Genomic DNA, 5,467 nt, shown 5'->3' on the forward strand with positions numbered 1-5,467 from the left:
CTGCCGGTAGCCGGCCAGCAGTTCCTCGCGGCGGGCCTGTGCGGCGTCGCGCACGGCGGCGCGGCGGCCGCCGTCGAGGATCGGCGCGGCCAGCGCCGCGGCGAGCGTGTAGGCCGGGTTGTCGAGCACCTGCCGCCAGCGCGAGGCGCCGCTGGCGAGGTCGGCCGACAGCGTCAGGGTCGGCAGCAGCGCGGCGCGGGCTGCCGCCACGTCGGCATCGGCCGCGGCGAGCTGTGCCTCGGCGCGCGCGATGTCGGGGCGGCGCGCCAGCAGCGCGGCCGGCGTGCCGGGCTGGAGCGCAGGCGCACGCAGGGCGGCGAGCGAACGCGCCTGAGCGAGGGGCGCGCCCTCGGCCCGGCCGAGCAGCAGGGCCAGCGCCATGTGCGCGGCGTGCGCCTGCTCGCGCAGCGCGGCCAGGCCGCGCCGCTGGGCGGCGACCAGGCCGCGCTGCTGCGCCAGTTCCAGCAGCGAGGCGGCGCCGGCGCGCGCGCGGGCCTCGACCACGGCCAGCAGCCGCTCGGCGGTCTGCAGGTTCAGCGCGCCGAGGTCGATGCGCTCGTGCAGCGCCACGGCCTGCAGCCAGGCGCCGGCCACGCCGGCGGCCAGGGCGAGCCGCAGCGTGTCGCGGTCGTGCCGGCTGGCCTGCAACAAGGCTTCGCCGCCGTCGCGCGCGGCGCGGTGGCGGCCCCAGAAGTCGGCCTCGTAGCGCATCTGCAGGCTGGCGCCGAAGGCGGTGCCGGCCACGTCCGCATGGCCGCCCAGACGCGCCTCGCGGCCGGCCGAAACGCCCGCCGTCAGCGAGGGCCACAGCGCCGCGCCGGCCGCGCGCGCGGCGGCCTCGGCCTGCTGCACGCGCGCGACGGCGGCCGCGAGGTCGTGGCTGCCCTCCGCGGCCTGGCGCACCAGGGCGTCGAGTTCGGCGCTGCCGAAGGCGCTCCACCAGTCGGCGGCGATCCCGTCCGCACCGGTGGCAGGCGCCTGCGCCCAGCGTTCGGGCAACGCCGGTGGCGCGTCCTGCGGCGGCGTGTGCGTTGCGCAGCCGGCCGCCGAAAGCAGCGCGGCGACGGCCGCGAAGCGATGAAGGTGCAGCCGCATCCTCATTCCCCCGCCAGCGCCACCACCGGGTCCAGCCGCGCGGCGGTGCGCGCCGGCATGAAGCCGAAGACCAGCCCGGTGGCCGCCGCGCAGCCGAAAGCCAGCAGCATCGCGCTGACCGAGAACACCACCGCCGCACCGGCCGCGATGAGGCCGATGCCCACCGCCAGCCCGACGCCCACGCCCGCCACGCCGCCGGCCAGCGTGAGCAGCATGGCCTCGGTGAGGAACTGGCGCTGCACGTCGCGCCGGCGCGCGCCCACGGCCATGCGGATGCCGATCTCGCGCAGCCGCTCGCGCACCGTCATCAGCATCACGTTCATCACGCCGATGCCGCCCACCACCAGCGAGACGGTGGCGATCAGGCCGAGCATCATGGTCATGCTGCGGCGCGTCTCGGCCTCGGCCTGCAGGCGCGCGGCGGCGTTGCTGATGGCGAAGTCCTCGCGGCCGTGGCGCGCCAGCAGCACGCGGCGGATGGCCTGCTCGGCCGGCCCCACCTGCTCGGGCGAGGCGGCCGCGATGACGGTGTAGTCGGGCTGCGTCTGCACGCGGTACACGCGCGCGCGGCCGGCGCTGTAGGGGATGAAGACCATGTCGTCGTAGCTCTGCGCGCCCGACTCGGCGCCGCGCTCGGCCATCGTGCCGATCACCTCGAAGGGCGAGTCGCCGATGAGCAACTGGCGCCCGCGCGGGTCGGCCACGCCGGGGAAGAAGTGCTGCTGCGCGCGGTGGCCCAGCACCACCAGCGGCGTGAGGGCGCGGTCCTCGGCCTCGGTGTGGTAGCGGCCGAGCGCGACCTTCCACTGGTGCACGTCGGGCATGAAGTGCTGCGCGGCGAAGACGTAGACCTGCCGCTCCACGCGGCCCTGGCGCACCGGGATCGGGTCGCCGATCACCGGCATGACGTAGGCGATCTCGGGCAGCTCGGCGAGGGCGGCGAGGTCTTCCTCGGTGATGAGCCCCGGTGGCCCGCCGGTGTCGGGCGCGCGGCCGCCCAGGTACATGATGGTGGTGCCCAGCGTGCCCATCTGCTCGACCACGCGCTGGCGCGCGCCCTCGCCGATGGCCAGCATCACGATCACCGAGGCCACGCCGATCACGATGCCCAGCAGCGTGAGGCCGGTGCGCAGCCGGTTGCGGCCCATGCCGCGCGAGGCGGTGCGCGCCGCTTCCCCCAGCTCGGAAAAGAAGGTGGCGCGGCGCGCCTGCGCATCGTCCTGCGGCGGCAGCGCGGGCGCGGCGACGGGCGAAGTGCCGGCGACAGGCGCGCCGTTCATGCGGTCGGCCACGATGCAGCCGTCGCGGATCTCCACCACGCGGCGCGCCTGCGCCGCCACCTCGCGGTCGTGGGTGATGAGCACGATGGTGTGGCCGCGGTCGGCCAGCGCGTGCAGCAGGGCCATCACCTCGGCGCCGCTGGCGCTGTCGAGCGCGCCGGTGGGTTCGTCGGCCAGCAGCACGCGCCCGCCGTTCATCAGCGCGCGGGCGATGGCCACGCGCTGCTGCTGGCCGCCGGAGAGCTGGTGCGGCCGCAGCTGCGCCTTGCCGTCCAGGCCCAATTGGTCGAGCAATGCCTGTGCGCGCCGCGCGCGTTCCTCCGCCGGCAGGCCGGCGTAGAGCGCAGGCAGCTCCACGTTCTCGCCCGCGGTCTCGCTGCCGATCAGGTGGTAGCCCTGGAACACGAAGCCGAAGGTCTGGCGCCGCAGCGCCGCCAGCGCGTCGGCGTCCAGCGCGGCCACGTCGCGGCCTTCGAAGAAGTAGCTGCCGCTGCTCGGCCGGTCGAGCCCGCCGAGCAGGTTCATCAGCGTGGACTTGCCCGAGCCCGAGGCGCCGACGATGGCGACGAACTCGCCGGCGTGCACCGCCAGGTCGATGCCGTGCAGCACCTCGACCTCGGGCTGGCCGCCGCTGCCGCCGTAGCGCTTGCGCACGCCGCGCAGCTCGATCAGCGGCGGCGTCACCATTGCAGCCACTTCGGCGTGCGCGGTCGGCGCGTCTCGCCGGTGACGATGCGCTCGCCCTCCTTCAGCCCCTCGCTCACCTCGGCCAGGTGGCGGCTGCGCACGCCCACGCGCACGCGGCGTTGCTCGGGCCGGCCGCCTTCGCCCAGCACGCGCACCGCCGCCTGGCCGGGCGCATCGGCCACGGGCTGCAATGCGGCCAGCGGCACCGCCAGCGCGTCCTCGGTGCCGGCGACCTGGAAGACCGCCTGCGCCGTCATCTGCGGCATCAGCGCGCCGTCGGCGTTGTCGACGTCGAAGAGCACGGTGTAGGTGACGGCCTTGGTGGCCGGCGCGGCGGCGGCGCCGGCGGACTCGGCACTCTTTTCCTGCAGCGGCGGCGCGGGCAGCACCTGGCGCACGCGGCTGCGCCAGCGGCGCGCTTCGCCCTCGCCGTCGCTGCCCAGGGTGGTGAACCACACGGCCATGCCGGGGCGCACGCGGCGCACGTCGGCCTCGGACACCTCGGTCCACACCGTCATGCCGCCCAGGTCGGCGATGCGCAGGATGCGCGGCGTCTGGTAGGTGGCGTTGAGGGTCTGGCCCTCGCGCGCCTCGACGCCGACCACGGTGCCGTCCATCGGCGCGAAGATGCGCGTGTAGCCCAGCCGCGCCTCGTCGGCGCGCTGCGTGGCGCGGGTCTCGGCGATCTGGGCACGAAGCTGCGCGATGCGCGCGGCGCGCACGGCCAGCTCGGCCTCGGCGGCCTGCACGTCCTCGGCGCGCGTGGCTTCCTCGGCTGCCATCTGGCGCTGGCGCGCCATCTGCTGCGCGGCCAGGCGGTGCAGCGCCTCCTGCTCGGCGAGCTGGGCCCGCAGGCCGTCGAGCTGCGCGCGGCCGGCGTCGACGGTGGCCTGCTGCACGCTGGGGTCGATCTCCACCAGGAGCTGGCCGCGCCGCACCGCGTCGCCGGCGGCCACGTGCAGGCGGCGGATCTGGCCCGAGACCTGCGCGCCCACGTCCACGTACTGGCGCGGCTGCAGCGTGCCGATGGCGGTGACGGTGTCCTGCACCGGCTGCCGGCGCACGGCCTCGGTCTCGTAGCGCACCTCGGGCGGCAGGAGCAGTAGGGCGGCGGCGACCGCGACGCCGGCCACCGCCAGCGCCGCGCCGAGGGCGCGCCATTTCATCGGGCCGGCACCTCGAAGCTCAGCGTGGCGGTGTGGCGCACGTCGGGGTAGTCCTGGCCCTCGAAGCGCGCGCCCTTGCCGTCGACGCGCGCGCTGACCTCCAGCACGTAGAGGCCCGGGAAGGGCGTCGTCAGCGTGACGCTGCCGTCCGCGTCGGGCCGCAGCGTGCGCGACCAGCCCTCGGCGGTCTCGATGTTGACCTGCGCGGCGGCCACGGCCTTGCCCTTCCACATCAGGCGGAAGGTGCTGCCGCCGGGCGTGGTGGGCACCAGTTCAAGGTCGTTCGCCGGCGCCGTGTCGCGGCGGCCCAGGCGGGCCTGGTAGTGGGTCAGCACGCCCTGCGCGCCGGGCAGCACGGCGGTGAAGCGCAGGTCGGCGGCGTCGGCGGCCGCGTCGATCGCGAAGCGCCCGGCCTCGGCACGCGCGGGCACCGGCTGGCCGCCCTGGCTCGCCTTCGGGTCCTTCAGCGCCGGCAGCGCGGCCAGCGGCTTGGCAAGGGTGCCGGCGCGCACCTCGGCCTGGCCGCCGCGCGCGGGCTGCAGCCACAGGGAGTCGGCCGTCGCAGGCAGCGCGGCCGTGCCGAGGGCGATGCCGGCGAGCGCCGCGCGCAGAAGCAGCGAAACGGCCATGCTCAGTGCACCACGAAGCTCAGGGTGGCGGTGTAGTCCACCGCGTCCACAGTCTCGCCGACGACCTGGCGCTTTTCCTTGACCGAGTGCGAGGCCACCAGCACGTAGCGGCCGGGGCCGCGCGCGGGCAGCGCGAGGCGCCCCTCGGCGTCGGTCTTCAGGCGCTTGGCCCACTGGTTCGGGTCCACCACCGTCACGGTCTTGCCGGCCACGGGCTGGCCCTTGAAGACGAGCGTGAAGCGGTCGCCCTGCGGCGCGGCGGGCACGAACTCGTAGTCGAGCGCGGCGCGGGTGTCGCGGCGGCCTTCGCGGGCGTTGAACACGGCGGCCTTGAGCGTGCCGTCCTTGGCGCGCCAGGGCTTCCACACCTGGTCGTTGACCAGGCGCAGGTCGGCACCGGCGGGCGCGGGTGCCTCGAGGCGGTCGTCGTGCGCGGTGAGCTTGAGCGGCGCGGCCGGGTCGGCGGCGAACAGGCGCGTGGTGCCGGCCAGCTTGGCGACGTCCTCGCCGCGGTCGCGCTCGCCGTCGACGTCGCCGACGAACACGCGCGCGGGGCCGTCGCCGTCGCGTTCGATCCAGAGCTGGTGGGCCTGGGCCGATCCGGCGAGGA

The 5,467-nt window shown here is 76.1% G+C and carries 5 protein-coding genes; all 5 read right to left on the minus strand.

The genetic code is table 11. The features are described 5' to 3' along the window. A partial coding sequence (locus ACIY1X_RS11870; RefSeq protein WP_399680759.1) for an efflux transporter outer membrane subunit occupies positions 1 to 1,095 on the minus strand: 1,095 nt, incomplete at its 3' end. Between the two features lie 2 nt (positions 1,096 to 1,097). Further along, positions 1,098 to 3,062 (minus strand): ABC transporter permease, encoded by a 1,965-nt coding sequence (locus ACIY1X_RS11875; RefSeq protein ID WP_399680761.1) that lies wholly within the window; start codon positions 3,060 to 3,062, stop codon positions 1,098 to 1,100. Continuing rightward, positions 3,056 to 4,228: an efflux RND transporter periplasmic adaptor subunit gene (locus ACIY1X_RS11880; protein WP_399680763.1), complete on the minus strand. Its 1,173-nt coding sequence runs from the start codon at positions 4,226 to 4,228 to the stop codon at positions 3,056 to 3,058. Before ACIY1X_RS11880 ends, ACIY1X_RS11875 begins: the two co-directional genes overlap by 7 nt. Then, positions 4,225 to 4,857 carry a hypothetical protein gene (locus ACIY1X_RS11885; protein ID WP_399680764.1) on the minus strand — a complete coding sequence of 211 codons (633 nt, stop codon included), beginning with the start codon at positions 4,855 to 4,857 and terminating at the stop codon, positions 4,225 to 4,227. Before ACIY1X_RS11885 ends, ACIY1X_RS11880 begins: the two co-directional genes overlap by 4 nt. A 2-nt stretch (positions 4,858 to 4,859) precedes the next feature. Beyond that, on the minus strand, positions 4,860 to 5,467 hold a 608-nt coding region (locus tag ACIY1X_RS11890), incomplete at its 5' end, for a nickel uptake transporter family protein (RefSeq protein WP_399680766.1).

Source organism: Xenophilus sp. (assembly GCF_044462705.1).
Classification (GTDB): domain Bacteria; phylum Pseudomonadota; class Gammaproteobacteria; order Burkholderiales; family Burkholderiaceae_C; genus Xenophilus; species Xenophilus azovorans.

What these genes read in the sequence shown, in the direction of transcription:
- ACIY1X_RS11880 (WP_399680763.1), bottom strand. Translation starts at nt 4,228, where the DNA reads ATGAAATGGCGCGCCCTCGGCGCGGCGCTGGCGGTGGCCGGCGTCGCG.
- ACIY1X_RS11875 (WP_399680761.1), bottom strand. Translation starts at nt 3,062, where the DNA reads ATGGTGACGCCGCCGCTGATCGAGCTGCGCGGCGTGCGCAAGCGCTAC.
- ACIY1X_RS11885 (WP_399680764.1), bottom strand. Translation starts at nt 4,857, where the DNA reads ATGGCCGTTTCGCTGCTTCTGCGCGCGGCGCTCGCCGGCATCGCCCTC.